Source organism: Rhodococcus sp. Leaf225 (assembly GCF_001426145.1).
GTDB lineage: Bacteria > Actinomycetota > Actinomycetes > Mycobacteriales > Mycobacteriaceae > Rhodococcoides.
In genome coordinates this window covers 199,072-225,323 of sequence record NZ_LMRN01000025.1, presented here as the reverse complement: position 1 = coordinate 225,323, position 26,252 = coordinate 199,072, and the positions used below count along the sequence as shown (strand labels likewise).

Annotated in this window: 26 protein-coding genes; 9 read left to right on the top strand and 17 right to left on the bottom strand. The window is 68.9% G+C overall.

The window, feature by feature from the left end; genetic code table 11:
• The first annotated feature begins 210 nt into the window (after positions 1 to 210).
• A complete protein-coding gene (locus ASG69_RS19335) occupies positions 211 to 1,026 on the top strand; it encodes an HAD-IB family hydrolase (protein ID WP_056443389.1) in 816 nt (271 codons plus the stop codon).
• Between the two features lie 376 nt (positions 1,027 to 1,402).
• Here the strand turns inward: ASG69_RS19335 and ASG69_RS19330 are convergent, their stop codons facing one another.
• The 5 genes from ASG69_RS19330 to ASG69_RS19310 all read right to left on the bottom strand — a co-directional run bounded on the left by ASG69_RS19330 (position 1,403) and on the right by ASG69_RS19310 (position 7,429).
• A complete protein-coding gene (locus tag ASG69_RS19330; RefSeq protein ID WP_056443385.1) occupies positions 1,403 to 2,155 on the bottom strand; it encodes a hypothetical protein in 753 nt (250 codons plus the stop codon).
• A gap of 21 nt (positions 2,156 to 2,176) precedes the next feature.
• Entirely contained in the window at positions 2,177 to 3,865 is a 1,689-nt protein-coding gene (locus ASG69_RS19325; RefSeq protein WP_056443382.1) for an ABC transporter ATP-binding protein, read from the bottom strand.
• Between the two features lie 5 nt (positions 3,866 to 3,870).
• Positions 3,871 to 4,797: an ABC transporter permease gene (locus ASG69_RS19320; RefSeq protein ID WP_051613564.1), complete on the bottom strand. Its 927-nt coding sequence runs from the start codon at positions 4,795 to 4,797 to the stop codon at positions 3,871 to 3,873.
• A gap of 5 nt (positions 4,798 to 4,802) precedes the next feature.
• Positions 4,803 to 5,726, bottom strand: coding sequence for an ABC transporter permease (locus ASG69_RS19315; protein ID WP_027506699.1), 924 nt, complete (start codon positions 5,724 to 5,726; stop codon positions 4,803 to 4,805).
• Positions 5,727 to 5,812: 86 nt separating this feature from the next.
• A complete protein-coding gene (locus ASG69_RS19310) occupies positions 5,813 to 7,429 on the bottom strand; it encodes a peptide ABC transporter substrate-binding protein (protein ID WP_027506698.1) in 1,617 nt (538 codons plus the stop codon).
• A 429-nt stretch (positions 7,430 to 7,858) separates the two neighbouring features.
• Here ASG69_RS19310 and acs point away from each other — a divergent pair, with 429 nt between their 5' ends.
• A complete protein-coding gene (gene acs, locus ASG69_RS19305) occupies positions 7,859 to 9,826 on the top strand; it encodes an acetate--CoA ligase (protein WP_056443379.1) in 1,968 nt (655 codons plus the stop codon).
• A 69-nt stretch (positions 9,827 to 9,895) separates the two neighbouring features.
• Here acs and ASG69_RS19300 read toward each other — a convergent pair whose 3' ends face one another.
• A complete protein-coding gene (locus ASG69_RS19300; RefSeq protein WP_082544444.1) occupies positions 9,896 to 11,188 on the bottom strand; it encodes an MFS transporter in 1,293 nt (430 codons plus the stop codon).
• 356 nt (positions 11,189 to 11,544) lie between these two features.
• Here ASG69_RS19300 and ASG69_RS19295 point away from each other — a divergent pair, with 356 nt between their 5' ends.
• Both ASG69_RS19295 and ASG69_RS19290 read left to right on the top strand, forming a co-directional pair.
• Positions 11,545 to 12,075, top strand: coding sequence for a phage holin family protein (locus ASG69_RS19295; RefSeq protein ID WP_056443376.1), 531 nt, complete (start codon positions 11,545 to 11,547; stop codon positions 12,073 to 12,075).
• A 24-nt stretch (positions 12,076 to 12,099) separates the two neighbouring features.
• A complete protein-coding gene (locus ASG69_RS19290; protein WP_027506695.1) occupies positions 12,100 to 13,074 on the top strand; it encodes an alpha/beta fold hydrolase in 975 nt (324 codons plus the stop codon).
• On the opposite strand, the gene ASG69_RS19285 is transcribed toward ASG69_RS19290, so the two are convergent.
• The 6 genes from ASG69_RS19285 to nth all read right to left on the bottom strand — a co-directional run bounded on the left by ASG69_RS19285 (position 13,062) and on the right by nth (position 18,710).
• On the bottom strand, positions 13,062 to 14,087 hold the full coding sequence (locus ASG69_RS19285; protein ID WP_056443373.1) for an Rv1355c family protein: 1,026 nt from the start codon (positions 14,085 to 14,087) through the stop codon (positions 13,062 to 13,064). The two genes, ASG69_RS19290 and ASG69_RS19285, sit on opposite strands and share 13 nt — an antisense overlap.
• Before the next feature lie 16 nt (positions 14,088 to 14,103).
• Positions 14,104 to 15,231, bottom strand: a complete 1,128-nt coding sequence (locus tag ASG69_RS19280; RefSeq protein WP_156380588.1) for a GGDEF domain-containing protein — start codon at positions 15,229 to 15,231, stop codon at positions 14,104 to 14,106.
• 251 nt (positions 15,232 to 15,482) lie between these two features.
• Positions 15,483 to 16,673: a MarP family serine protease gene (locus ASG69_RS19275; protein ID WP_056443370.1), complete on the bottom strand. Its 1,191-nt coding sequence runs from the start codon at positions 16,671 to 16,673 to the stop codon at positions 15,483 to 15,485.
• A complete protein-coding gene (locus ASG69_RS19270; RefSeq protein ID WP_056443367.1) occupies positions 16,670 to 17,365 on the bottom strand; it encodes an NUDIX hydrolase in 696 nt (231 codons plus the stop codon). The genes ASG69_RS19275 and ASG69_RS19270 overlap by 4 nt, the downstream gene beginning before the upstream one ends.
• Positions 17,362 to 18,027 (bottom strand): TlpA family protein disulfide reductase, encoded by a 666-nt coding sequence (locus tag ASG69_RS19265; protein ID WP_056443364.1) that lies wholly within the window; start codon positions 18,025 to 18,027, stop codon positions 17,362 to 17,364. Before ASG69_RS19265 ends, ASG69_RS19270 begins: the two co-directional genes overlap by 4 nt.
• Entirely contained in the window at positions 18,024 to 18,710 is a 687-nt protein-coding gene (nth, locus tag ASG69_RS19260) for an endonuclease III (RefSeq protein ID WP_082544442.1), read from the bottom strand. The genes ASG69_RS19265 and nth overlap by 4 nt, the downstream gene beginning before the upstream one ends.
• A gap of 184 nt (positions 18,711 to 18,894) precedes the next feature.
• Between nth and ASG69_RS19255 the strand changes: the two genes are divergently transcribed.
• Together ASG69_RS19255 and ASG69_RS19250 are read left to right on the top strand one after the other, a co-directional pair.
• The gene (locus tag ASG69_RS19255; protein WP_027506689.1) at positions 18,895 to 19,167 is read left to right on the top strand and encodes a hypothetical protein; all 273 of its coding nucleotides are present in this window, start codon (positions 18,895 to 18,897) and stop codon (positions 19,165 to 19,167) included.
• A gap of 150 nt (positions 19,168 to 19,317) precedes the next feature.
• Entirely contained in the window at positions 19,318 to 19,992 is a 675-nt protein-coding gene (locus tag ASG69_RS19250) for a Crp/Fnr family transcriptional regulator (protein WP_027506688.1), read from the top strand.
• Here the strand turns inward: ASG69_RS19250 and ASG69_RS19245 are convergent.
• A complete protein-coding gene (locus tag ASG69_RS19245; RefSeq protein ID WP_056443358.1) occupies positions 19,989 to 20,789 on the bottom strand; it encodes an MBL fold metallo-hydrolase in 801 nt (266 codons plus the stop codon). The two genes, ASG69_RS19250 and ASG69_RS19245, sit on opposite strands and share 4 nt — an antisense overlap.
• A gap of 62 nt (positions 20,790 to 20,851) precedes the next feature.
• Here ASG69_RS19245 and ASG69_RS19240 point away from each other — a divergent pair, with 62 nt between their 5' ends.
• Positions 20,852 to 21,736, top strand: coding sequence for a Gfo/Idh/MocA family protein (locus ASG69_RS19240; RefSeq protein WP_056443355.1), 885 nt, complete (start codon positions 20,852 to 20,854; stop codon positions 21,734 to 21,736).
• Between the two features lie 10 nt (positions 21,737 to 21,746).
• Here ASG69_RS19240 and ASG69_RS19235 read toward each other — a convergent pair whose 3' ends face one another.
• Positions 21,747 to 22,208, bottom strand: coding sequence for a RidA family protein (locus ASG69_RS19235; protein ID WP_056443354.1), 462 nt, complete (start codon positions 22,206 to 22,208; stop codon positions 21,747 to 21,749).
• Between the two features lies 1 nt (position 22,209).
• Positions 22,210 to 22,374 carry a hypothetical protein gene (locus tag ASG69_RS22925; RefSeq protein ID WP_197027831.1) on the bottom strand — a complete coding sequence of 55 codons (165 nt, stop codon included), beginning with the start codon at positions 22,372 to 22,374 and terminating at the stop codon, positions 22,210 to 22,212.
• 41 nt (positions 22,375 to 22,415) lie between these two features.
• Between ASG69_RS22925 and ASG69_RS19230 the strand changes: the two genes are divergently transcribed.
• Together ASG69_RS19230 and ASG69_RS19225 are read left to right on the top strand one after the other, a co-directional pair.
• Positions 22,416 to 23,462 (top strand): ArsA-related P-loop ATPase, encoded by a 1,047-nt coding sequence (locus ASG69_RS19230; RefSeq protein ID WP_307109624.1) that lies wholly within the window; start codon positions 22,416 to 22,418, stop codon positions 23,460 to 23,462.
• Positions 23,459 to 24,583, top strand: a complete 1,125-nt coding sequence (locus ASG69_RS19225; RefSeq protein ID WP_056443351.1) for an ArsA family ATPase — start codon at positions 23,459 to 23,461, stop codon at positions 24,581 to 24,583. The genes ASG69_RS19230 and ASG69_RS19225 overlap by 4 nt, the downstream gene beginning before the upstream one ends.
• A 10-nt stretch (positions 24,584 to 24,593) precedes the next feature.
• Here the strand turns inward: ASG69_RS19225 and ASG69_RS19220 are convergent, their stop codons facing one another.
• Together ASG69_RS19220 and ASG69_RS19215 are read right to left on the bottom strand one after the other, a co-directional pair.
• Positions 24,594 to 25,253: a hypothetical protein gene (locus ASG69_RS19220; RefSeq protein ID WP_056443348.1), complete on the bottom strand. Its 660-nt coding sequence runs from the start codon at positions 25,251 to 25,253 to the stop codon at positions 24,594 to 24,596.
• 8 nt (positions 25,254 to 25,261) lie between these two features.
• Positions 25,262 to 25,930, bottom strand: coding sequence for a hypothetical protein (locus ASG69_RS19215; protein WP_056443346.1), 669 nt, complete (start codon positions 25,928 to 25,930; stop codon positions 25,262 to 25,264).
• Positions 25,931 to 26,252 lie beyond the last annotated feature (322 nt).

Here is a 26,252-nt window from a genome sequence, read left to right as displayed (position 1 = left end):
CCCGCCAGGGGGGGGGGGAGGAGGCGGGGGTCGTCGGAGTTCAGCCCCGGGGGGTCGGGCTGAACACGCCCGGTTCGAGACCGGGTAGTCGAAATCTTACACCGCCGACCACCCGCACCGACACGGACGACCGTCGGTCCGTCGCGCCGTCGAAGCAGGTGGAGACACCGTGACCCGCGATCCACCTCCGGGCACCCTTAGGCTGACGGGGTGAGCACACCCCTCCGCCCGGACGCCCCCGGCCGCGTCGCCGCGTTCTTCGATCTGGACAAGACGATCATCGCCAAGTCCTCGACGCTGGCCTTCAGCAAGCCCTTCTTCGACGGGGGTCTCATCAACCGCCGGAGCGTGCTCAAGAGCAGCTACGCGCAGTTCCTGTTCCTGGTGTCGGGCGCGGATCACGACCAGATGGAACGGATGCGCATCCACATCGCCAACATGTGTACCGGCTGGGACGTCGAGCAGGTCCGAGCCATCGTCGCCGAGACGTTGCACGACATCGTCGATCCGCTGGTCTTCGCCGAGGCTGCCGACCTCATCGCCGACCACAAGCTGCGCGGCCACGACGTCGTCATCGTCTCGGCCTCCGGCGAGGAGGTCGTGGCGCCCATCGCGGAGGCTCTGGGCGTGGACCACGACATGGGTACCCGGATGGCCGTCGAGGACGGCAAGTACACGGGCGAGCTCTCGTTCTACTGCTACGGGCCCGGCAAGGTCACCGCCATGGAGGAGTTGGCCGAGCGCGAGGGATACGACCTGTCTCGGTCCTACGCCTACTCGGACTCGATCACCGATCTGCCGATGCTCGACGCGGTCGGACATCCCACCGCGGTGAACCCGGATCGAGGCCTGCGCCGCGAGGCGTCGGCCAGGGGATGGCCGATCCTCACGTTCTCCGACCCGGTCTCGCTGCGCGCCCGGTTCCAGGCCCCGTCGTCGGGCACGGTGGCCGGCATGGCCGCCGTCTCGTTCGGCGCCCTGGCCGCGGGCGCCGCGACGTACACGCTGCTGCATCGGCGACGCTGAATCGATCGGGTTCGCGAAACCCTTGCTGTGGCGCGAGTCACAGAGTACAAATGGTCGTACGGGAAGACGGAAGGCCAAGAGCGGGCCGGAAGAGAAGGATCGCTCTCCCAGCCGGGCTTTCCCCAGCACGACCGATCAGTACCCACGCGTAGCGCGCCGCTATGATGGCACAAGCGTTGTGGGCCTGCGAAAGTCGCGCATCAGGGATGAGAACTTCGCACTGGTTGCGGACACGAGTCCCGGGCGCACGATTTCTCGCCGAGGCCTCGCGGAGTCCGCTCCGCCGCAACCCACTCTGCACGCCTGGTAACCGACGTTCGTGCTGACGGGCGACGTCGTCGAGGTGAGAACTCGGCAGCGTCGCCCGTTTCATGCGTCAGACGGAGTTGTCCGCGATGGTGGTCGCCTCGGCCGCTCCGGCCTCGAAGGTGCCGCAGCACAACAGCACCCAGCTCCCCACGCCCTGCTCGGTGCCGCGGGCGAAACCGTCGGCGCCGGTGCGGTACGCGGCGAGCCGCTTCGCCCAACTGATCTCCGGGACACCGAGATTGTGGGGGTCGAAGCCCGTGGACACGGCCACCAGCCGCGAGGCCGCCCGGGCCACGATGCCGTCGGCCGTGCCGAACGGCTTCAGCGCCAACAGTTCTCCGTGCACCACGGCGGCCAGCACCGGGGCGGGCGCCTTCGTGGCGCCGGTCACGAGATCCGCCAGGAACGCCAGGCGGTCGGCTGCGTCCGCACGGGGTCGTCCGAGATCGTCCTGTGTCGTCGCCAGGTCCGCGGCGGCCAGGAGGTGCAGCCGCGCGAGTGCCTGCAGCGGCGCCCGCTGCCAGACGCCCACCATGATCGGCAGGGAGTCGCCGTCGAGAGCCTGGGCCACCCGCAGCGCGCCGGCGAGCAGGGGCGGAGCGGCCTCACCGTCCTCGGGCATCGCCGTGGAGGAACCCTCCATCGCGGCGGAGGCCCGCGCGGCCCGGACCGCCGCCTCGGCTGCCGTCGCCTTCCATCCGCGCCGGTTGGCCTTGTGCCGGTGCACCTCGCCCAACGCGTTCCGCGCCCGCTCGGCGGCGTCGCGCACCCCCTCGAGCTCCAGGATCGGGCCGAGGGGATCTGTGGCTGAGCTGGTCATCCGGTCAGGCTATCGGTGGTCCTACGTCGCGGCGGATCCGGCGTTCCGCTCGGCAGCCATCAACTCGGCACGCTCGCGGCGCCGGACGGCCTGCTGCTCCGGGTCCGGAACGGGCACCGCGGCGAGCAGCCGCTTCGTGTACGGGTCGGCCGGCGAGCGCAGGATGGTGTCGGTCCGATCGAACTCCACCAGCTTGCCCGCACTCATGACCGCGATGCGGCGAGCCAGCACCTCGACCACGGCGAGGTCGTGGCTGATGAACAGGCATGCGAAGCCGTACTCCCGCTGCAGCTCCTGGAAGAGCTCGAGCACCTTGGCCTGTACGGACACGTCGAGCGCGGACGTCGGCTCGTCCGCGACGAGGAGGGTGGGTTCGAGAGCCAGGGCGCGGGCGATGCCGACACGCTGGCGCTGACCACCCGACAGCTGATGCGGGTAGCGGTTGCGCATGTCCCGCGACAGGTGCACCTGATCGAGCAACTCCTCGATCTTGGTGTTGCGCTGACCACGGTCCATCTCGGTGTGCAGCAGCATCGGTTCGCCGATCGACTGGCCGATGGGCCACCGCGGGTTCAGCGACGAACCCGGATCCTGGAACACGATGCCGACCTTGCTGCGCACCGGACGCAGGTCGCGGGTCGACATCGACGTGATGTCCGTTCCGGCGATGGACAACGACCCCGAATGCAGCTTGAGCAGGCCGACGGCTGCCTTGCCGATGGTCGACTTGCCCGATCCGGACTCACCGACCAGACCGACCACCTCGCCCGGTTCGATGCTCAGGCTCACCCCGTCGACCGCGCGGAAGCCACCGGAGCGACGCGAACCCGGGTACTCGATGACGGCGTCGACGAGTTCGAGCGCGTACCGCACGTCGGGGGTGTCGTCGGTGCCCGCCTGCCCGGTCCGGGAACCGAGGTGGGGCACGGAGGCCAGGAGTTCGCGGGTGTAGGCGTGATCGGGACGATGGAAGATGTCGCCGGAGGTGCCCTGCTCGACGATGTCGCCACCGCGCATGACGAGGATGCGGTCGGCCATGTCGGCGACCACGCCCATGTCGTGGGTGATGAGCAGGATCGCCGCGTTCACCCGACCGCGGAGGTCGCGCATGAGCTGCAGGATCTCGGCCTGCACGGTCACGTCGAGTGCCGTGGTCGGCTCGTCCGCGATGAGCACGGACGGCTCGGATGCCAACGCCTGGGCGATCATCGCGCGCTGGCGCTGGCCACCGGACAACTGGTGGGGGTAGTACTTGACGCGCTTCTCCGGCTCCGGCATCTCGACGAGCCGCAGCAGCTCGATGACACGGTCCTTGGCCTGCGCCTTACCGAGCTCGCTGTGCGCGCGGATGGCCTCGGTGATCTGCCACCCGATGGTGTAGACGGGGTTCAGAGCCGTCATCGGCTCCTGGAAGATCACGGCGATGTCCTTGCCGCGCACCGAGTTCAGCTCACGTTCCTTCAGGCCGATCAGTTCGCGACCGTTGAGCGTGATGCTGCCGCTCACGCGGGCGTTGTCGGCCAGCAGGCCGGGCACCGCCATGGCGGTGGTGGACTTACCCGAGCCCGATTCGCCGACGATGGCCAGGATTTCACCGCGAGCGAGGTCGAACGAGACGTTCCGTACGGCTGTACGCCACGTCTTGTCGACTTCGAAGTCGATCGTCAGATCCGAGACTCCGAGAATCGGGCCGGTCTTGTCGTCACTCATGTCCGTCAGCTCCGTTTCGGGTCGAGCGCATCTCGCAGCGCATCGCCCATGAGGATGAAGGCCAGCACGGTCACCGACAGGAACCCGGCGGGGAAGAGCACCAGGTGCGGCGAGGTGGAGATGTAGTTCTGGCCGAGGTTGATCTGCAGGCCCCACGAGATCGCCGGCAACTGCAGCCCGATACCCAGGTAGGACAGCGTGGCCTCGGCCGCGATGAACGTGCCGACGGCGATGGTCGCGTACACGAGCACGGGTGCGAGGGCGTTGGGCAGGATGTGGCGGACCAGGATGCGGAACGTGCTCGCGCCCAGTGCCTGTGCGGCCTGCACGTACTCGCTCTGCTTGATCGAGATGACCGACGAGCGGACCAGCCGCATGGCCGTCATCCACCCGAAGGCGATGAGGGCCAGCGCCACCGTGGTGACGGTCCGCTCACTGGTGACGGTGAGCAGGACCAACGCGCCGAGCAGGAGCGGGATGCCGAAGAAGATGTCGGTGAAGCGGGCGAGCAGGCTGTCGAGAACGCCGCCGAAGTACCCGGCGAGCGCGCCGATCAGGACGCCGATGATCAGCACGCCGATGACGGCGAGCAGTCCGATGGTCAGCGAGATGCGGGCGCCGTAGATGACGTTGGCGTAGTAGTCGCATCCCTGCAGGTCCGTTCCGAACCAGTGCTCGGAGCTCGGCGAGAGCCGGGTGTCCGACAGGTCGCAGGCGCGCGGATCGATCCCGCGAGCGAACAGCTGGGGCACCACGGCCATCAGGACGAGCACCGCGGTGATGACGGCACCGAACCAGAAGAAAACGCTGCGCCGCAGCTTCTTCCACGCGTTACCCCACAGGCTCGCCTGGCCGACCAGCTCCTGTGCCTCACCGGTCACGACGTTGCCCGGCTCGCCCTCGGCGGCGACATGCTGTGCATCGTTGGTCATAGCGCCTACTCGTATCGAATTCGGGGATCGAGGAGCGCGTAGAGCACGTCCACGACGAGGTTGAAGAAGATGTAGAAGAAGACCATCAGCGTGACGATGCCGACGACCACCGCGCCTTCCTGACGCTGCACGGCGTCGAAGATCGCGCGTCCGAGGCCCGGCAGGTTGAACACCGACTCGGTGACGATGGCGCCGCCCAGCAACGCACCGATGTCCGCGCCGATGAACGTCACGACGGGAATCATGCTGTTGCGCAGTGCGTGACGCAGGACGATGCGCCGGTACCCCACGCCCTTGGCGCGGGCGGTGCGGATGTAGTCCGCCGCCATGGCCTCCGACACCGCGGACCGCGTGAGACGCGCGACGTACGCCATGGACAGCGACGCCAGGACCAGGCCGGGCAGCAGGTAGCTGTACCACCCGTCGTTGATACCCGCGATGGGGAACAGGTCGAACTTGTAGCCGAAGAGGTACTGGGCGACGAAGCCGAAGACGAACACGGGAACCGACACCAGCAGCGTCGTCGACACCAGCACGAGGTTGTCGAAGAAGGAGTTGCGGCGCAGACCGGAGAGCACACCGGCCGCGATGCCGATGACGGCCTCGAAGACGATGGCCACGATGGTCAGCCGCACCGTCACCGGAAGACGCTGGGAGATGGTGTCGAGCACCGGGCGCCCGGCGAAGTCGGTACCGAAGTCACCCTGCAGGAGCCCGCCGACGTACTTGACGTACTGCACCAGGAACGGGTCGTCGAGGTTGTACTGCGCACGCAACTGCGCGACGACGGCCGGGGCGAGCGGGCGATCGCCCGCGAGCGCGCGGATGGGATCACCGGGAAGGGCGTACACCATCGCGAAGATCAGGAACGAGGCGCCGATCAGGACCGGGATGGTCAACAGCAATCGGCGCGTGATGAAGCGACCCACTGGGTTCTCCTCTTCGGGGTCTCACGGTTCACGCGTCGGTGGGGCGCCCTGCGTCTGCACGGCGCCCCACCGAGTCGAGAGAGAGGTCAGCTGACCGTGACGTCCGCGACCTCGATGTCACCGAACAGGTCGATCTTGACGTTGTCGACCCGCTCGCTCCACACGGCCTGGTTCAGACCGTAGAAGAGCGGAGTGGCCGGCAGGTCGCGGAACAGGATGTCCTCGGCCCGCTGGTACTCGGTCGTCGCGGCGTCGATCGACTCCGCGTTGTTGCCCTGCGAGAGGGCGGCGTCGAACTCCGGGTTGGAGTAGAAGCTGACATTCGAGCCCGCCGGCGGCAGTGCTGCCGAGCTGTAGACCGGCGACAGGAAGTTGTACAGCGACGGGTAGTCCATGATCCAGCCCGAACGGAACGGACCGGTCATGCCCTGCGCGTCCTGCAGCGGGAGGTACTGCGCGAACTGCAGATCGCCACGGAGCACGTAGTCGACTCCGAGGTTGGTGCGCAGCTGGTTGCCCACGGCGGTCATCCAGGTGTCGTGTGCCGCACCGGCGTTGAACCACAGCTCCACCGGCTGCGACCTGTCGAAGCCGGCCTGGTCGAGCAGCGTGTTGGCCTGAGCGGCGTTCAGCTCGCACTTGGTGCCGCAGGCATCGTCCCGGTAGCCGTCGACGACGGGCGAACCGAAGGAGGTGGCCGGCGTGCGGGTGTTGGTGAAGATGGCCTCGGTGATGGCCTGACGGTCGATCGCCATCGAGAACGCCTCACGCACACGGGGATCCGAGAAACGCGGGTCGTAGGTCGGGAACGCGAGCGAGGTGATGTCGGGGCGAGCGCGCTCGCCGTACCGGTCACCGAACTGGTCACGTGCGGTCGCCCAGGCGTCCGGCGGCAGATCCAGCATGACGTCGAGGCCGCCGGCCTGAACGTCGGTGTAGCCGGTGCTCAGCTCCGTGTAGACCTTGAACTGCACGCCCTGCGACTGTGCCGGGTTCTCACCCTTGTAGTCGTCGTACTTGGTCAGGGTGATGCCCTGGCCCTCGACGAAGTCCTCGTCGGCCTTGAACGGGCCGTTACCGATCGGGCGACGTCCGAAGGCGTCGGGATCGGTGAAGAACGCCTCGGGCAGCGGCGAGAACGCGCTGTAGCCCAGGGTCACCGGGTAGATCGCGAAGGGCTCCTTCAGAGCCACGCGAATCGTGGTGTCGTCCACGGCCTCGAGGCCGGTCATCGTGGTCGCGGTGGGCTCAGCGCCCTCGGCGGCCTGCAGATCGTCGTAGCCCTGGACGTTCTCGAAGAAGTACGAGGCACCGAAGGCGTTGGTGCTCAGCGCGGTGTAGTTCCACGCATCGACGTAGGACTTCGCGTCGACGGGCGTGCCGTCGTGGAACGTCCAGTCCGGCTTGAGCTTGATCGTCCAGTTCTGCTGGTCGTCGGACTCGACCGACTCGGCGACGCCGGTGTACTCGACCTCGCTGCTCTCGTCGTTGTAGTTCACCAACGGCGTGAACAGGGCCTTGAGGACCTGGTTGCCCTCACTCTCGGTGGTGTTACCGGGAACGAGCGGGTTCTCGGGCTGGCCGATGTACAGGCTGTAGGTGCCCTCGGCGCTCGAGGACCCACCCCCGCCACCACACGCCGCGAGCATGCCCACGGCGGCGATGGCCACCGAGACCACCGCGATCGTCTTCTTGACTCTCAACATGTCCTCCATCGAATCCGGCACGAACAGGGTCGACTGCACGCACCGTCCGCGGGTGGTCCGCGGGTGTCGGGTGGGCCACGGGCGATGACCGGCGTGACCCGGATATTTGCTTGACTTTAGACACACTCACAAAGGTCTGTCGTGCACTCCCCCGAAATCGGAACGACCCGGGTCCGCCCCGAAATACGGACGTAACCTGACAGGACTGGACCTCACCGGTCAGACAGCCTGATGAGAGGCGATTTTGGTGTCTCGTCACCATCCATCGCTGCTGCACACCGCCCGTCGCGCAGAACGCACCTCTCGCCGCACGTCCCGGGTCGCAGCCCTCTGCAACGGTGCGGCGCCGGTCACACGTGACTACCCTCACAGTCGCGACACACCGAACCGACACACCAGCTTTTCCGAGAGGGGCCAGGTACCACGATGACCGAGACCGTGACCGACGACGGCGCGACCAGGGACACGGAATCGGAGCACCCGGTGTCCTATCCCCCGAGTGACGACTTCGTCGCGCAGGCCAACGCCGGATCCGAGCTCTACCAGGCGGCGAAGGACGATCGCCTCGCGTTCTGGGCCGAGCAGGCGAACCGGTTGCACTGGCACACGCCGTTCGAGCAGGTGCTCGACTGGTCGGACGCCCCCGTCGCGAAGTGGTTCGTCGGCGGTGAACTGAACGTCGCCTACAACTGCGTCGACCGGCACGTGGTCGAGGGCCGCGGCGACCAGGTGGCGATCCACTGGGAGGGCGAGCCCGGGGACAGCCGCGAGATCACCTACTCCGACCTCCTCGCCGAGGTCAGCCGCGCCGCGAACGCCTTCACCGATCTCGGGCTCGTCTCGGGTGACCGCGTCGCCATCTACATGCCCATGGTCCCCGAGGCCATCGTCTCGATGCTCGCGTGCGCCCGCCTCGGACTGACCCACAGCGTCGTCTTCGCAGGCTTCTCGTCCTCCGCACTGCGCTCGCGCATCGACGACGCCGAGGCCAAGCTCGTCGTCACCACCGACGGCCAGTGGCGCCGCGGCAAGGCCGCGCCGCTCAAGGACTCGGTCGACGAGGCCGTGGACGGCGCCGCGTCGATCGAGCACGTCCTGGTGGTCAAGCGCACCGACATCGACGTGCAGTGGACCGAGGGCCGCGACCTCTGGTGGCACGACACCGTCGGATCCGCCTCCCCCGAGCACGAGGCGCAGGCGTTCGACTCCGAGCACCCACTCTTCATCCTCTACACCTCGGGAACCACCGGTAAGCCGAAGGGCATCATCCACACCTCCGGCGGCTACCTGACGCAGACCGCCTACACGCACCACTACGTCTTCGACCACAAGCAGGGCAAGGACGTCTACTGGTGCACGGCCGACATCGGCTGGGTCACCGGGCACAGCTACATCGTCTACGGCCCGCTGGCCAACGGCGCCACGCAGGTGGTCTACGAGGGCACGCCCAACTCTCCCGACGAGCACCGGCACTGGAACATCGTCGAGAAGTACGGCGTCACCATCTACTACACGGCGCCCACGCTCGTGCGCACGTTCATGAAGTGGGGACGACAGATCCCCGACGCACACGACCTCTCCTCGATCCGCCTGCTCGGCAGCGTCGGCGAACCCATCAATCCCGAGGCGTGGCGCTGGTTCCGCGACGTCATCGGCGCCGGCAGCGCCCCGATCGTCGACACCTGGTGGCAGACCGAGACCGGCGCGATCATGGTCTCGCCGCTGCCCGGCGTCACCGCCACCAAGCCGGGATCGGCCCAGACACCGCTCCCCGGCATCTCGGCCGCCATCGTGGACGAAGACGCGAAGATGCTCGGGCCCGGTGGCAACGGGTACCTCGTACTCGACGAGCCGTGGCCGTCGATGCTGCGTGGCATCTGGGGCGACATGGAGCGCTACAAGGACACCTACTGGTCCCGCTACGCCACCGAGGGTTGGTACTTCGCCGGTGACGGTGCGCGCTTCGACGACGACGGCGACCTCTGGGTCCTCGGACGCGTCGACGACGTCATGAACGTCTCCGGTCACCGCATCTCCACCTCCGAGGTGGAGTCGGCTCTGGTGACCCACCCCGGCGTCGCCGAGGCAGCCGTCGTGGGCGCGGCGGACGAGACCACCGGCCAGGGCATCGTCGCCTTCGTCATCCTGCGCGAGGGCATCGAGAACACCGGCGACGCGCTGATCGCCGAGCTGAAGGCTCAGGTGTCGAAGGAGATCTCGCCGATCGCCAAGCCGCGACAGATCACGGTGGTCCCGGAGCTCCCCAAGACGCGCAGCGGAAAGATCATGCGCCGCCTGCTCCGCGACGTCGCCGAGGGCCGGGATCTGGGCGACACCTCGACCCTCGTCGATCCCGCCGTCTTCGACGCGATCGCCAAGGCCGGCCAGAAGTAACCACGCGTCACGCAGAGAGAGGGGCTCGTGCACCGAGTGCACGAGCCCCTCTCTGCTGTCGGCAGTCCGTCAGGACACGGTGTCGAGATCGCGTCCGCGCGTCTCCTTCATGACGACGAGTGCGAACAGCGTCAGTGCCGCGGCGACGGCCAGGTACACGCCCACCCACGCGACGCCGTAGGAGTTCACCAGCCAGGTCGCGATGAACGGCGCCACGGCCGCTCCCAGGATGCTGGCCGTGTTGTAGGAGATACCCGATCCGGTGTAGCGCACGTTGGTCGGGAACAGCTCCGGCAGAACAGCACTCATCGGTCCGAAGGTCAGACCCATCAGCGCCAGGCCGACGCACATGAACAGCAGCATGCGGCTCTCGGTGGCGGACTCGGGAGCAGCGAACCACTTGAACGACAGGCCGAACAGGATGATCGCGGTCGTGATGACGATCAGTGTGATGCGGCGGCCGAACCGATCCGCGAGCCAGCCGGAGACCGGGACGAACGCGGCGAAGAACAACACCGAGATGAGCTGCAGGCCCAGGAAGTCCGTGTAGGCGATGGTCACGGCGACACCGCTGTGATCGACCACCTTGCCGGTGCCGTAGCTGACCACCCACGTCGTCATGACGTAGAACAGCGTGTACGTCGCGAGCATGACGAACGTGCCGAGGATCAGCGGACGCCAACTGGTCTTGAAGACCTCCGCCACCGGCGTCTTGACGCGCTGGCCGTTGGCCACGGCGCGCTTGAACACCGGTGTCTCCTCGAGCTTGAGTCGCACGTAGAGGCCGATGATCACCATGATCGCGCTCAGCAGGAAGGGCACACGCCATCCCCACGTGAGGAAGGCGTGGTCCGATCCGGACGTCTTGGAGTCGTAGTCCATCGACAACGTCAGGACGAGGAAGATCCCGTTGGCCATCAGGAAGCCGATGGGGGCACCGAGCTGCGGCCACATCGCGGCCCAGGCCCGCTTGCCCTCCTTGGCGGTCTCGGTGGCGAGCAGTGCAGCGCCCGACCACTCGCCGCCCAGGCCGACACCCTGCGTGAAACGCATGAGCGCCAACAACATCGGGGCGATGATGCCCACGCTGTCGTACGTCGGCAGCAGTCCGATGAGGAAGGTCGCGACGCCCATGGTGAGCAGGGACCCGACCAGGGTCGCCTTCCGGCCGATGCGGTCACCGAAGTGTCCGAACAGCACCGAACCGATGGGCCGCGCGACGAAGGCGAGGCCGAACGTCGCGAACGACGCGAGCAGGGCCGTCGTGTCGTTGCCCGCGGGGAAGAACAGCCGGGGGAAGACGAGGACGGCGGCGGTGGCATAGATGTAGAAGTCGAAGAACTCGATGGAGGTTCCGACCATCGAGGCGATCACGATGCGACTGCGAGGTACGCCGTCCACTGCATCGAGATCGGAGTCCGGACCGGCGATGTTCGAACCGTCGGGGTTCGGAACGCGGTCCGCGGAAGTGCTTGTCACGGGTTTCTCCTGTTGGGAGGCGGGTTCGTCAGCAGGAAGTTACCCGACGCATCGTGACGTGAGGGCCGATACCGGCCACTCGGTTCGTGAGTGCTCACCACGCGGGGACCGACGTCCGGCGGGACCGGCCCCGTCCGGCGGCGATAGTGTGAGCCCCGAACGGGTAAGGACATAAGGTTGGCCGGTATCGCCGGACGATCACTGTCGAGCGCGACGAACATCTTCGAAGGGACTTGCACGTGAGCAGCAGCCGAGGCACCGACACGAGCGGTCGGACGACCGCTCCGGCCAGTATCTCCTCGATCCCGCTGACGGACGTCGACAGTCGCAGCAACCCCGCCACGGCCAGCATCGGCACCCTGGTCAAGGACGCGACGACACAGGTCTCCACGTTGGTCCGCGCCGAGGTCGAACTGGCCAAGGCCGAGGTGACCGGCGAGATCAAGAAGGGACTGCAGGGCAGCGTCCTCTTCATCCTCGCACTCGCGGTCCTGATCTTCAGCTCGTTCTTCTTCTTCTTCTTCCTCGCCGAGCTGCTCAACGTGTGGGTCACGCGGTGGCTCGCGTTCCTCATCGTCTTCCTGATCATGGTGGTCATCACGGCGCTGCTCGCGTTCCTCGGCTACCTCCGGGTGAAGAAGCTGCGCAAGCCCGAGAAGACCATCGACTCGCTGAAGGCGGCCTCCTCGGTGCTGCCGGGCCAGGGCGACGGCGCATCGCCGAAGAAGCAGCTGGACGCGCTCGACGTGCGCGCCCCGCTCTCGCGCTGACACCGCGCCTGCGTACCGACGACAGTGGCCGCACCCGACCCGTCGACCGTCCGATATCCCGGCCCGTGGCAGCACCGCGACATCCGCGCCAACGGCATCCGGTTCCACATCGCCGAGGCGGACACCTCGGCGTCCGCCGACCCGGGACGCCCTGATCCGAGTCGGCCGGCGCCGCTGGTCGTTCTCGTCCACGGCTTCGCCGACCTCTGGTGGTCGTGGCGCCACCAGCTGACCGCTCTCGGCGCCGCCGGCTATCACGCCGTGGCAGTGGATCTGCGGGGCTACGGCGACAGCGACAAGCCGCCTCGCGGCTACGACGGCTGGACCCTCGCCGGTGATATCTCCGGCCTCGTTCGCGCGCTCGGACACTCCGAGGCGGATCTCGTCGGGCACGCCGACGGCGGACTCGTGTGCTGGGCGACCGCAGCGCTGCACCCTCGCGCTGTTCGCTCGATCTCGCTGCTCGCCTCACCGCATCCGATCTCGTTGCGACGGGCCGCGATCCGGGACTCGGCGCAACGCGCGGCGCTGCTGCCGTCGTTCCTGCGCTACCAGGTTCCGCTCACACCCGAGAAGACGCTCGTCGCCGACGACGGTGCCGAGGTGGAGCGACTCGTCCGTGCCCGGTCGTCCGCGCAGTGGCAGTCGTCCACGGAGTTCGGCGACGTCGTGTCGAGGATGCGGTCGGCCGTCCGCATCCCCGGTGTCGCACACAGCACGTTGGAGTATCAGCGCTGGGCGTTCCGCAGCCAGTTCCGTTCCGACGGTCGCCGCTTCCGCGCCGCGATCGACCGGACCGTCGATCTACCGGCGCTGCAGATCCTGGGATCCGCCGACCCGTACGTCCTGCCGACAACGGCGCGCCGCGACTCCCACTGGGCACCGCAGCTCGTGGAGCATCGCGTGACGGGATCGGGGCACTACGTGCACCAGGAACGCCCGGACGAGGTCACCGACGTTCTGCTGCGCCATCTCCGAGCGAGCGGTCAGCCCTTGTAGGGGTCGACGAGGGTGCTCTCGATGATCGCCTCGAGACCGACACGGACGCGTCCCGACGGAGGCGGTGTCCCGCGCCCGAACAACCGCACCACAGCGGCCACCGACGCGCCGCCCAGAGCCACGTCACTCCCCAACTGCGGCCACGTCGACAATGTCGTACCGATGTCCGGCAACGATGCCGCCATGCGCGGCGTGATGCGCTCCATCTCGAGGATGCGCCCCGCCAGTGGCGCCTTCTCCCGCGGCGTCATCCCCGCGACCGCCGCGGCGTCGACGTCGCCGAGCAACCCGTGGAAGTACGGTCGGTCGGGTTCGAGGTCGTAGCGCTCGATGTCGAGCACGCCCCCGTCGCTGGTCTCCATGATCACGGGAATCCCGCGGCGACGGCACTCCTGCCGCACCAACACCTTCGCGTCGATCGAGTCGCACTCCTCGACGACGATGTCGAGGTCGGCGAGAAAGGCGTCCGTGGTCGCCTCGTCGATCCCGGTCGGGAACGTCGTCACCTCGAGGTACGGATCCAGTTCGGCGATGCGGCGAGCCGCCAGCACCGCCTTGTTGACGCCGAGGTCGAACACCGACGCGGGCACACGGTTGAGGTTCGACAGGTCCAGATCGTCGAAGTCGGCCAACCGGAGCTCGCCGCACAGCCCTTCGAGAGCGAGGGTGTGCGCTACCGCGTGGCCGACGCTCAGACCCACGACGCCGACGCGCAGGCGCCGCGCAGCATCCTGCTCGTCCACGGTGATCTTGTTGCGGTTCCGGTCCAGGCGCAGCAACCGGAACCCGCGCGGACCGAGCACCCGCACGAGCGAGCGACGCCAGGGGTAGTGCACCCACCGGGTCGGCTCGTCCAGGAGCTCGGACGACGGAGTGGGCAGCAGTGCGTCGAGCGACTGGAGCTGCTCGGCGGTGGTGTCCAGGATCGCGTCGTCCCCGATCTCGGACATCAGTCGATCGAGAACCTCGTGATCGCCGAGGTCGGTCGGATCCAGGACGCGGTGCTCGCTCATGCTCACTCCTCTGCCGTCACGGGAGGGGTTCCGTCTTGTCGCGGCGCTGCACCGGCGTCAGGGTCGGTGACCACCGGACGACGTCCTCCACCGCGAATGCCACTCGATCGCGGCCCGCCGTCTTCGCCGCGTACAGCGCGCGGTCGGCCGCGTAGGTCAGTCGGTCGAGGGTGGCCTCGACGTCGTTGCCGCCCCTCTCGTCGAACACCACGTTCGCCTGCGCCACTCCGATGCTGACGGTGACGTCGCACGCGGAGCGAACGCTCTCGAGCACCTTCTCCTCGAGCCCCGCGACGGACTTGCTGAGGCCGAGCACCAGGAACTCCTCCCCGCCCAGCCGGGCGACCACCGCGTCCTCAGGAACGTAGGCGGCGATCGCCTCGGCGACCGTGGTGAGCACGACGTCACCGGCCGCGTGACCGCGAGTGTCGTTGACGGACTTGAAGTGATCGACGTCGACGAGCGAGACGACGATGGCGTCGGACTTCTCCGATGCCTCCGCGAGCATGGCGCTCACCCGCGGCAACATGCCGCGGCGGTTGAGCAGGCCGGTGAGCGGATCGGTGTTCGCCAGGGTCTCGAGGCGGGCTGTCACCGATTCGAGCGAGCTGCGCATGGTGGCGATCAACACCGCCGGCACCACCACGGTGGTGACCGCGGCGCCGGCCGCGACGAACCGCACCGCGCCCTCGGAGCCGTTGATGCTCAGTGCCGTCGCCATGATCACCGCGGCGCCGGTGAGCGAGATCGTGACCTTGGGCGGCGATCCGGACGCCGCGATGGCGGGCACGACGGCCAGCATCGCCGTGACCGCGCGCGACCCCGACGGATCGGCGATCAGATAGGCGGAGATGGCGACACCGACCATGCCACCCGACCCCAGCACCGTGAACTGCCGGTCGGACAGACGACCGGCACGCAGGGTGATGCCCACGGTGACCACGGTGAACGCGACGATGACGGCCAGGAGCGGCAGCGTGCCCGGCCGCAGGAACGTGGGCTGGAGAATCGCGATGACGAGCAGGGGCAGCGCCCCCGAGGCACTTGCCATGACCGCCTTCGACCGCGTGTCGAAGTAGTTGCCGGCCGCCGTCAGCTGCCGACCGCCGCGGCGGCCCATCCTCGCCTCGTCTCCCGTCGTCACCGTCACCCGTCACATCCCGTGTCCGCGCGCCGCAGACCGTCGGATGATTCCCCGGGAACCGTCGGACCAATCGGACACACGTCGCGCGCCCCTCGAACAACCCGTGTCGTCATCACCGCGTCACGGCGTCGACGTACCCCCATCGATGCTCCCCCCGTCGAGCCGGGGACGCGGAGTACGTCGTCTCCTCGCCACCTTCGTGATCACGGTACGCGGTGCGGGCGCTCCTCGGCATGACAGCCGATGCATCCTCACCCGACGCAGGATCCCGTACCGGCAGGTTGCCCGTTCTGCAGCCCCGTTGCCACCTCGTCGGCGACTTCTGCTGCGGTCAACACGAATCCGGTATCGGAGTTGTCGACGGCGGCGCCGAAGACGACGCCGAGAACCGTGCCGTCGGTGGCCACCAGCGGTCCGCCGGAATTGCCCTGACGGATCGATCCGCGCACGGTGTAGACCTCCCGGTCCACCGTCCCGGTGCGGTAGATGTTCGGCCCGGTGAGGTTCAGTGTCTCGCGCACCCGCGCGGACGATGCCGTGTACGGGCCACCGCCGGGATACCCGAGCACCACCGCGTCGGTTCCCGATTCCGCGCGCCCCGTCGCGAACGGCAGGACGTCGGCGGTCAGATCCGGCACGTTCAGTACCGCGATGTCGACGGCGGGATCGAACAGGACGACCTCCGCGTCGAGCGGGCCGTCCGCGGTGTCGACGGCCACCGACGAGGTGCCGGCGACGACGTGCGCGTTGGTGATGACACGGCCCGGCCCGATGACGAAACCGGAGCCCTCGAGCGCCTTCTGGCAGCTCTCGGCGATACCGCGGATCCGCAGCACGCTGTCCTGGAGGTCCGCCGCGATCGGCGACGCCAGCACGCTGGGATCCGGCGGACCGACCTCGGCCACGGGAGTACGGCCGAAGGGGCCGATGACGTCGGGGAGACCCGACGTGTCGAGCAGAGCCGAGAACTCGTTGGGGATCTCGCGGACCCACTCGGGCGCCACGTCGTCCACGGCGCCGAGGATCGACGATCCGCGCACGGCCGCGGCGATCTGCGGTTGCGACGCCGCGGTGAGCGGGACGGCCAGCAACCAGGCCGCGACGAGCACGGCCACCGCCTGCAGACCGGCACCGATGACGCTGTCCACCGAGCGCGCCGCCGGGCTGTGGATCCCGCTGCGCAACGCTCGTCCCAACACCATGCCCGCGATCTCGCCGACGATCACCATGACGACGATGAGGGCGACGCCGACGAGCACGCGCATCCGCCCCTCCTCGACGTGGTCGAGGACGCGCGGTGCGAGCAGGATGCCGGCGACGGCACCGAGGACGACACCGAAGAAGGCGAAGGCGGACGCGACCGCGCCCTGCCGCCACCCCGACGACGCGGCGAGCAACGCCACCAGTGCCACACCGATGTCGAGCCAGGTCGATCCCGTCACGGGTGCAACTCCTCACCGACGGCGGCGAGCGACGTCTCGAGGTCCCGGACGTCCTCGGTGTCCCAGGGGGCAAACCAGCCCGCCGTCTCGAGGACGCCGGACAGCACCCCGGCCGTGAAACCCCACACGAGCATTCCTCCCACTGCGAACGCCGGGCCCCGATAACCGAGGGGGTGGCGCACCACGAATCTGTTGACCGGATCGAGAAGATCGGTGAGCGGCACGGCGACGACACGCTCCGTCTCGGCGGTGTCCACGACGGACACCTCGCTCGGGACGCGCCAATACGCGATCACCGGTGTCACCTCGAAGCCCGACGGGGGCACGAAGATGGAGTCGAGCACCGTGAGCGGCTCCACGCCGTCCGGGTCCACCCCGGTCTCCTCCTGCGCCTCCCGCAGAGCGGTGCCGACGGGTCCGTCGTCGCCGGGATCGGCTGCGCCGCCGGGAAAGGCGACCTGACCGCGATGTTGCCGCAGCGAGGACGCGCGTTGGGTCAGGAGCACCGTGGCGTCGGTGGGCAACTCCGCCGCGTCGGGCCGCCCGCCGAAGAGCACCAGCACCGCGGCCGGTCTGCCCGTCGCCCCGTCCGGTGCGTGGCGGGCGATCACCGGGTTGCTCGCGTCGTCGCGCACGGTGTGCACGGCGGCCAGACGGGACAGCCACGGCGGCGTGCCCGCGTGATCCGTCACGCCGAGACTCCGAGGTGGGTGCGTACGGCGTCCGCGATCTCGTCGACGGAGCGGAACGGCTGCGGGAGAACCGCGGCGACGGATCCGTCGGCGGCGAGCAGCACGCTGACGGGCAACACGGCCGGAGCTCCGACGGCAGCGGCGACGGCAGCGGACGGATCCTGCACGCCGGGTAGTCGGACGCCGTAGTCGGCCAGTCGGGTCAGGGCGTTGCCCTGGCGGGGATCCTCGTGCACCGTCACCACGGTAACGGCACCGCCCGCACGCTCGGCGTACTGCTGCAGATACGGCAGTTCCTCCGCGCACGGGCCGCACCAGTAGGCCCACAGGTTGAGCAGAGTCGGTGTGCCGGCGACGGCCGCACCGAGATCGACCGGCGCTCCGTCGGCCAGGCAGGTGGTGCGCAGACCCGCCAGTGGGCCGGCGGGCGCCGGGGCGCCGGCCGCCGGCACGGGGCACGCGGCGAGCGCGGCCTCGGTGCGCAAGGGGGCCAGCTCCGTGTCCGTCGCGTCGTCGGTGGGCGCCGCGCCGAAAGTGTCGCGGTAGTCGGCGAAGCTCGCCGGTCCCGTCGGATCGTCCCCGCGCGGCCAGATGGCGACGATGAGGGCGACGACCACCACGAGCGCGGCCAGGCTCCACCTCGCCGCGGACGACCTGCTCACGTCTCGATGCCGGCCAGGGTGAGGATGTGGTCCGTCTCCGGCCCCTTCACCAATGCCGCGGCCTTGACGGGGTCGGTCGGCCCCAGCCCGTACGACGGGCAGTCCTTCGCCAGCAGGCAGACACCGCACGCCGGCGTCCGCGAATGGCACACGCGGCGGCCGTGGAAGATCACGCGGTGGGACAGGATCGTCCACTCCTTGCGCGGGATCAGCGCACCGATGGCGTGCTCGACCTTGACCGGATCCTCCTCCTCGGTCCAGGCCCAGCGGCGGACGAGTCGGCCGAAGTGGGTGTCGACGGTGATGCCGGGAATGTCGAACGCATTGCCGAGGACCACGTTGGCCGTCTTGCGCCCGATACCGGGCAGCGTCACCAGCTCCTTCAGCGAGGCGGGAACCTCACCGTCGTACCGCTCGAGGAGCTCGCGGCCCAGCCCGATGAGGGAGTTGGCCTTGTTGCGGTAGAAGCCGGTGGACCGGATGTACTCCTCGAGCTCCGTCCGGTCGGCCTCCGCGTAGTCGCGCGCCGACCGGTACTTCGCGAAGAGTGCCGGCGTGGTCTCGTTGACCCTCTTGTCGGTGCACTGCGCGGAGAGGATGGTGGCCACCGCGAGCTCGAGCGGGGTGGTGAAGTCCAACTCGCAGTAGACGTGCGGAAAGACCACGCCGAGGTCGCGATTCATCCGGCGTGCCCGGCGCGTGAGCGCGAGGGCGGACTCGTCTCGTTTGCCCACGTGAGAGGGACCGGCGGCTGATTTCTGCACGCCACGACTCTACGGAACGCCCCCGACAGCACGCTCCGGTCGTGTCCGCACCGGTGACCCCGCCGTGTTCTTTTCGAGACGTCGACAGTGTTTACTCCTCGGTATGCAAGCACTCGCTGTGGTTCTGTTCCCGGTCTTGCTGATGCTGTTCGCCCTCGCCATGGAGCGCTTCGAGGCGCGGCTGAACCGCGCAGGAGTCCGCGAGCAGGAGGTTCAGGAATTCCTGGACGCCGCCAGTTCCGCCGAGGTCGCCACCCTGGCCGCGGAAGGCTTCCCGAACGCCCTCGCACGGTTCCGCACCCGACGTCGCCGCGGTGGCGACGTCATGGAGGAGGACGTCGCTCTTCTCGACGACAGGGCACGCCGCGCCAGCTGAGCACCCGCCGACACGGCTCCCGGTCCGACGCCGACGCGTCGAGGGTGGCTGTGATCACTCCTGTGGCCGCCCGGCGACGTAGACTCCGACCGGACACATGAAGACGACACATTCGTAGATCTGCCGATCTTTCAGGGCAAGGGAGTACACGTGGACGAGGTACTGGCACGAGCCGGCATCTTCCAGGGGGTCGAGCCGTCTGCGGTGTCGGCGCTGACCAAGCAGCTGCAACCGGTCGATTTCCCGCGTGGCCACGTGGTCTTCAACGAGGGTGAGCCCGGCGATCGGCTGTACATCATCGTCAGCGGCAAGGTGAAGCTCGGCCGCCGCTCCCCCGACGGTCGCGAGAACCTCCTGACCATCATGGGTCCGTCCGACATGTTCGGTGAGCTCTCGATCTTCGATCCCGGCCCCCGCACCTCCACCGCCACCACGGTCACCGAGGTGCGCGCGGTGAGCATGGATCGCGACGCCCTGAAGGCCTGGATCGATCAGCGCCCCGAGATCGCCGAGCAGCTGCTCCGGGTGCTCGCCCGCCGGTTGCGTCGTACCAACAACAGCCTGGCCGACCTCATCTTCACCGATGTTCCCGGCCGCGTCGCCAAGGCACTGCTGCAGCTCGCACAGCGTTTCGGCACCCAGGAGGCCGGCTCGCTGCGCGTCGTCCACGACCTCACGCAGGAGGAGATCGCTCAGCTCGTCGGCGCCTCTCGCGAGACCGTGAACAAGGCGCTCGCCGACTTCGCGCACCGCGGCTGGCTCCGCCTCGAGGGCAAGAGCGTGCTCATCTCCGACTCCGAGCGACTCGCCCGGCGCGCACGCTAACCGCGCAGATATGTCAGCTGGGCCTTGACCGACATCCGCGCCGCGGGCCACAGCTTCTTGTCGACGTCCGCGTAGACGTGACGCACCACCTTCAGAGGGGTGGCGTCGGGTCCGAGGACGTCGAGCGCTGCCCGCACCTGGTCGAGTCTCTGTTCGCGATGGGCCCGGTAGGCGCGGGCGAGCACCGCGGTGTCGGGCTGGTCCGGCCCGTGGCCGGGCAGCGCGACGCGTCCCTCACCGAGTTGCTCCAGTCGGTCGAGTGAGGCCAGGTAGTCACCGAGATCCCCGTCCTTCCCGTCCAGGACGGTCGATCCGGCACCGAGGATGGTGTCCCCGGTCAGCACCGCGTCGTCGAGGACCAGGCTGACGGAATCGGCGGTGTGGCCCGGTGTCGCCGCGACGGTGAGTTCCACCCCGGCGGCCGCGATCACCTCGCCGTCCACCAGCGGCGCGGCGTCACCTCGGAGGTACGTGGACGTGACCGCGCGCACCGGCGCGGACGTCGACCGGTGCAGCCGGGCGATACCGCCGGTGTGATCGTGATGGCGGTGGGTGATCAGGATCAGCGCCACGCGTCCCTGCGCCGCGATGCGGTCGACGTGCGACCGGGAGCGCGGGCCCGGATCGACCACGATGCACTGCTCGTGCCCCGGGGCTCGCAGAATCCACGTGTTCGTGCCGTCCAGCGTCATCTTCCCGGGGTTCTCGGCCAGGAGGACGGACGCGGTCGACGTCACGCGCCGCAGCCGTCCGTACGCGGGGTGCTTCTCCGATGCCGTGGGATCCTTCTCCGCCATGCGACCACTGTGCCAGCCGACGCAGGTTCGGTGCCGACCGGGACAGAACCTAGGCTCGCACCATGAGAATCGGTCTGATCGGTGCCGGACCCTGGGCTCGTCAGGCCGCGGCACCCGCACTCACCGCGCATCCCGACATCGAGTTCGCCGGCATCTGGGCCCGCCGTCCCGACGCCGCGGCACAGACGGCTCCCGAGGTGCCGTACGTCGACGACGTCGATGCACTGATCGACTCCGTCGACGCCGTCGCGTTCGCGGTACCCCCCGAGGTGCAGTTCGATCTCGCCCGTCGGGCGGCTGCCGCGGGTCGACATGTGTTGTTGGACAAGCCGATCGCCGGTTCTGCGGCGGATGCGGCCACTCTCGTGGCCGCGATCGACGAGGCCAAGGTCTCGTCGATGGTCACGCTGACGCGTCGCTTCGCACCCGAGACCCGAGCATTCCTCGACGCCGTGCGCGACACGGAGGTCGCGACCGTGACGGCGACCTGGCTGTCCGGCGCCCTGCTCGGCGGCGAGTACGCCGGCTCGACGTGGCGGCAGGCGGGCGGCGCCCTCATGGACGTCGGCCCGCACGTTCTCGATCTCGCGATGGAGGTGCTCGGACCGGTCGAGTCCGTGGCGTGGGCGAGGCGTGACGACGCGTCCGACACGTGGTCGCTGGCTCTGCAGCACGGGAGCACAGCCGGAGTCCGGACGAGCCTGGTGACGCTGTCCATGCGGACGCCTGTGCGCCCGTCGGTGCTGCGGGTCGGCGCGAGCGGACCGGGCGGCCTGGTCGAGTTGTCGGACCGCACCACGCCACCCGACCGGTGTTACGCGGTACTGCTCGACGAGTTCCTGGAGTCCGTCCGGACCGGTACCCGCCACGAGTGCTCGGCACATCGCGGACTCGCTCTGCAGCGCGTCATCGAGCAGTGCCGGACCCTCGTGGCGAGCGGCCGGTGACGCACACCCGTCAGGCGGGTGCGACCTCGACGATCATCTCCAGCTCGACGGCTGCGCCCAGGGGCAGCTCGGCGACTCCGACAGCCGACCGAGCGTGGATGCCGGCGTCGCCGAACAGCTCCCCGAGCAGGTTCGACGCACCGTTGATCACGCCGGGCTGACCGGTGAATCCCGGTGCCGACGCGACGAATCCGACGACCTTGACGATGCGGACCACGGAGTCGATGCCGACCAGCGCGTCGATCGCGGCCAGTGCGTTCAACGCACAGACGCGGGCGGCGGCGGTCGCGTCCTCGGCCGACACCTCGGCCCCGACCTTGCCGGTGGCGGTCAGCGCGCCGTCCACCATGGGCAGCTGACCCGAGGTGAAGACGTGATCTCCCGACCGCACCGCGGGAACGTAGGACGCGACCGGCGGCACGACGGGCGGAAGGGTCAGCCCGAGCTCGGCGAGCTTCTCCGTCACACCCATGTCAGCTCTTCGGGCGCTTGAAGTAGGCGACCAGGTTCTCGCCGGTGGGGCCGGGCATGACCGTGACCAGCTCCCAGCCGTCGGCACCGAAGTTGTCGAGGATGGCCTTGGTGTTGTGGATCAGCAGGGGTGCGGTGAAGTATTCCCACGTCGTCGATGCGCTCATGGCAGGAGCCTATAGCGCACCGGGTCAGTAAGGTCGAGGACGTGTCGGAGACAGCAGGTGCGACGTCGCACCCCACCGGATCGTCCCCCCAGGCGGAGCGAGGATGGCCGCCCGAAGCGGACCGCGCTCGACTGCACTTCGTCTCGGGCAAGGGTGGGACGGGCAAGAGCACCGTCGCCGCCGCGCTCGCCCTGGCCCTCGCCGCAGGTGGGCGCAAGGTTCTGCTGGTCGAGGTCGAGGGACGCCAGGGCATCGCCCAGCTCTTCGACGTCCCCCCGCTGAGCCCGGTGGACACCAAGGTGGCCTCCGCCGACGGCGGTGGTGAGGTGTACGCGCTGGCCATCGACATCGAGACCGCGTTCCTCGAGTACCTCGACATGTTCTACAACCTCGGCTTCGCCGGCCGGGCGATGCGGCGGGTGGGAGCCATCGAGTTCGCCACCACCATCGCCCCCGGTCTGCGCGACGTACTCCTCACCGGCAAGGTGAAGGAGCGTGCGGTCCGCACCGAGAAGAACGGTCGGCTGCTCTACGACGAGATCGTCGTCGACTCGCCGCCGACGGGGCGGATCGGGAGCTTCCTGGACGTGACGACGGCGATGCGCGACCTCGCCAAGACCGGCCCGGTGCGATCGCAGAGCGAGGGTGTGGTGAAGCTGCTCCACTCCGAGCAGACACTGGTGCACCTGGTGACGCTGCTCGAGGCGCTGCCGGTGCAGGAGACCGCCGATGCTGCTGCGGAACTCGCAGCGGCCGATCTCCGACTGGGCACCGTGGTCGTCAACCGCACCGAGGAGTCGTTCCTTCCGGCGGAGGCGCTCGCCGAGGCGGCCTCCGGGAACCTCGACGCCGCCGCGATCGAGAAGAAACTCGCCGATGCCGGAATCACGCTGTCGGAGGACGACTTCGCCGGCCTGCTGACCGAGTCCATCGAGCACGCGTCGAGGCTCGCGGCCCAGCGCGAGAGCGAACAGCGTCTCGGTGACCTCGCGGTGCCGCGCCTGACGCTCCCGGCTCTGGCCGACGGCATGGACCTCGGCGGACTGTACGAGCTCGCCCACCACCTCACGGAACAGGGAGTGCGATGAGCACCGTTCCCACTCTCGACATCGGGTCCATCCTGACCGATCCGTCGTCGCGGATCGTCGTGTGCTGCGGCTCCGGCGGTGTCGGCAAGACCACCACCGCGGCGTCGATGGCGTTGCGGGCAGCCGAGAACGGGCGCCGGGTAGTCGTGCTGACAATCGATCCCGCACGGCGCCTGGCCCAGGCTCTCGGCGTCGGCGAGCTGGACAACACTCCGCAGCCGGTCGCCCTCGGGCCCGGCGCCACCGGCGAACTGCACGCGATGATGCTCAACATGCGTCGGACGTTCGACGAGATGGTGATGGAGCACTCGACGCCGGAGAAGGCACAGCAGATCCTGAACAATTCCTTCTATCAGACTGTGGCGTCGTCCTTCTCGGGGACGCAGGAGTACATGGCGATGGAGAAGCTGGGGCAGCTCGCCGCCAGCGGTGACTGGGATCTCGTGGTCGTGGACACGCCGCCGTCGCGCAACGCGCTGGACTTCCTCGACGCCCCACAGCGTCTGGGGTCGTTCCTCGACGGTCGCATGATCAAGCTGCTGATGGCCCCGGGTCGCGGGCTGGGCCGAGTGGTCACCGGCGCCGTGGGTCTCGCGATGCGCGGCGTCTCGTCCATCGTCGGCAGCCAGATGCTCTCCGACGCTTCCGCTTTCGTGCAGTCGCTGGACTCGATGTTCGGTGGCTTCCGCGAACGTGCGCGCCACACGTACGACCTGCTGCGTCAGGACGGAACCCATTTCGTCGTCGTCGCGGCCGCGGAGCCCGACGCGCTGCGGGAGGCATCCTTCTTCGTCACCCGCCTGTCCGAGGACGGCATGCCGTTGGCCGGACTGGTGCTCAACCGCACGCACCCGACGCTGAGTTCGCTGCCGTCCGACCACGCCGTCACGGCCGCCGACCAGTTGGACGCCGAAGGCACCCCCGATGCCGCTCTGGCCGCGGGAGTGCTTCGCGTGCACGCGCATCGGGCCGTCACCGCGAAGCGCGAGATCGGACTGCTGCGTCGTTTCACCGCCGCTCACCCCCGTGTTCCCGTCGTGGGGGTGCCCTCTCTGCCGTTCGAGGTGTCCGATCTCGACGCACTGCGTGCCGTCGCCGATCAGCTGACCGGCACCGCCTGAGCCTCTGCGCTCAGGCGGTGAGCCGCAGGCCCGCGCCGGGGCCGCCGCTCTCGTCGATCGCACGCAGGATCGACACCAGGTCGGTGACGATGGCGGGGCCGATGCAGGGTGCCACGAGGTAGGCGTTCACCATGCCGACCACGGACGTTCCCCGCACCACCGGCGCACCGGAGTCCCCGGCGTTCACGCACACCTGGGCGAACACCTGCTGGGAGTTCAGGATGTCACCGTAGGAGACTCCACACGTCGCACCGGTCGTACGACCCTGCTTGCACACGGTCTCGGCCAGCCGTGCGGAGTCCCCGACAGCCGTGATGGTGGTGCTGCCGACGGAGGCCACCGGGGCCACCCGCTCCGCGTCGAACTCGATGATCGCCGTGTCGTACGCGGGCAGAACCGCGACAACGGAGCCCACATCTCCTGCGGCGGAGTCGCTCTCGCTCGCCACGGTGTCGCCGACCCGCCCGCAGTGGCCTGCGGTGAGCCCGATGGTGCGCCCGGCGGTGTCCGCACCGATCACGGTGAGACTGCACAGGGTCTCTCGTCCGTCCTGCGTCAGGACCAGCCCGGAACCCCCGCCCAGCTCCACGCGCTCGGCGGCGGAGGCCTGAGCCCCGCCGCCGAGAACGAGCGAGCAGAGGACGGCGAGACCGACCAGAAGTACTCGCATCGGTGTGACTACTTCTTCACTGCGGGCGGCGCCTCGAGCAGCGTGACGAACTGCTGCGCATTGGCCACGGCGGAACCGAGACCACCGATGGCGGTACCGGCGAGCGATCCACCGGCGCCGAGCAGCAGGGCGCCACCGATGCATCCGGCGATCGGGCCCGCACCGAAGAGGAGCGCGACGGGAGCGGAGACGACGCCGGCCGCGGCCGCACCGAGGAGGCAGCCGCCGACGAGACCGGTTGCGGCACCGAGGAATCCACCGACCGTGGCGGTGAGCGACAGGTTGTCCTTGACGCCGGCGACCGCGGCGGGCAGGTCCACCTGGTTCAGGCCCGGAATGTCGTAGACCGGCGCGGCGGGCGCAGCGGCGTCGACCGCGAGGGTCGCGGTGTTGCCCTCGACCTGAGCGGACACGGGATGCGCCAGTCCGTCGACGGCGAGAGCCAGCGGCACCGAATCGACGACGACACCCGAGTCGTCGCGGATGACCAGGTGGTTGTTCTCGTTGCTCAGGGTTCCCGAGTCGGTGGTCACGAGCAGCCCGGTGCCCGCGGCCACGGCGTTCCAGTGCACCTCGGGAGCAGCGGCGGGTGCCGGATCGGCGTACGCGGTCGCGGAGGCGGTGCCCAGCGACACGATCGTCATCGCGGCGACAACCGCGATCTTGTTCATCTTCATGCCCGTCGAGTCCTTTTCGCAGTGGGAGCGAATCCGCGCTGATCGTCGGATCCGTCAAGCGGCGAGTGCCGAGCAGGATTCAACGGTCACGGTGAGACGGTGTCAATCGACGTGCGAGACAACGGAAAGCGAACCGCGAGGGACGGGCCGACACACGGACCGGGCGCGGCCGGGGCCACCGAACGCCGGGTCCGATTCGGTGCCGGGCACGACCGGCGCGGCGGCAGGCGAGCGGGCGCCCCCCACGGTCCGCGTCGACGACGGCGCAGGTCAGAGCGTGGAAAGCCTTCCCGCGCGGGCGCGGCAGCCGAGCGACCGTGCG